The sequence below is a fragment of the Vibrio sp. Vb1755 genome (assembly GCF_033338635.1).
Taxonomy (GTDB): domain Bacteria; phylum Pseudomonadota; class Gammaproteobacteria; order Enterobacterales; family Vibrionaceae; genus Vibrio; species Vibrio alginolyticus.
The window spans coordinates 1-1,481 of sequence record NZ_JAWOTA010000126.1 but is presented as its reverse complement, the minus strand read 5'-3'; the positions used below and the strand labels follow the sequence as shown (position 1 = coordinate 1,481).

Annotated in this window: 2 protein-coding genes; both read left to right on the top strand. The window is 48.7% G+C overall.

The genetic code is table 11. The annotated features are described in order from the left end of the window. Positions 1-417, top strand: a 417-nt coding sequence (locus tag R7E00_RS23195) for an aldehyde dehydrogenase family protein (RefSeq protein ID WP_318124591.1), incomplete at its 5' end; no start/stop codon positions are given. Between the two features lie 21 nt (positions 418-438). After that, on the top strand, positions 439-1,481 hold a 1,043-nt coding region (locus R7E00_RS23190), incomplete at its 3' end, for a GMC family oxidoreductase N-terminal domain-containing protein (protein ID WP_318124590.1).

The window sequence follows — 1,481 nt, the reverse complement described above, 5'->3', positions numbered from 1 at the left end:
GGCGGTTACAAAGTAACAGATAATGGTCTGCAAAATGGTAACTTCGTTGCTCCAACCGTATTTATCGACTGTGACGATAGCATGAGCCACGTACAGCAAGAGATCTTTGGTCCTGTAATGTCCGTGCTTAAATTCAGCGACGAAGCTGAAGTTATCGAACGCGCTAATGATACGGATTATGGGCTGGCTGCTGGTGTCTTCACTCAGAATCTCTCTCGCGCTCATCGCGTTATTCACAAAATTCAGGCAGGTATCTGCTGGGTTAATGCTTGGGGTGACTCTCCGGCAGAAATGCCCGTTGGTGGCGACAAGCAATCCGGCATTGGCCGCGAGAACGGCGTCGAAACACTGAAGCATTACACGCAAACTAAGAGCGTACTGGTTCAACTTAGCGATTTCGAAAGCCCTTATCTCTAAACACTCCTAGGAGACCACAAAATGAAACAACACTACGATTATATTATCGTCGGTGCGGGTTCGGCCGGCTGTGTGTTAGCGGATCGCTTGAGTGAGAGTGGTCAGCACTCAGTATTATTGCTGGAAGCGGGTGGTACGGATAAGAGTATTTTCATCCAAATGCCGACAGCACTTTCGTACCCGATGAACACTGAAAAATACGCTTGGCAGTTTGAGACCGTACAAGAAGATGGTCTTGATGGACGCCAGTTGCACTGTCCTCGCGGTAAAGTTCTCGGTGGTAGCTCTTCTATCAACGGTATGGTTTACGTACGAGGGCATGCTTGCGACTTTGACCAGTGGGAAGAAGAGGGAGCAAAAGGCTGGAATTACCAAGCGTGCTTACCGTACTTCCGCAAAGCTGAATCTTGGGTCGGTGGTGCTGATGAGTACCGCGGTGACTGTGGTCCCCTAGGTACATGTAGCGGCAATGACATGAAGCTGAACCCGTTGTATGAAGCCTTTATTGAGGCTGGTAAAGAGGCGGGCTATCCAGAAACTGACGATTACAACGGTTTCCAGCAGGAAGGCTTCGGTCCGATGCACATGACGGTTGATAAAGGCGTACGTGCTTCAACCTCTAATGCATACTTAAGCCGTGCTAAAAAGCGCAAGAACTTCACACTCATAAAGCGAGTGACTGTGCGTCGTGTCTTGCTTGAAGAAGCAGGGAGCGATGAAAAAGGGCTTGAAGAGACAGGGCTACAAGGCAAGAAAGCGGTCGGCGTTGAATTTGAGAAAGCAGGTTCAATTCAGCAGTGTTTCGCGAAAAATGAAGTCATTTCTAGTGCAGGCTCAATCGGCTCGGTACAGCTACTTCAACTTTCCGGTATTGGTCCTAAAGATGTACTGGAAAAAGCGGGCATCGAGTTGAAACACCAGTTGGAAGGGGTAGGTAAAAACCTGCAAGACCATCTGGAAGTGTACTTCCAATACCACTGTAAGCAGCCAATCACACTGAACAGTAAACTAGGCTTGGTGAGCAAAGGGCTAATCGGTACCGAGTGGATTCTGACTCGAAAAGG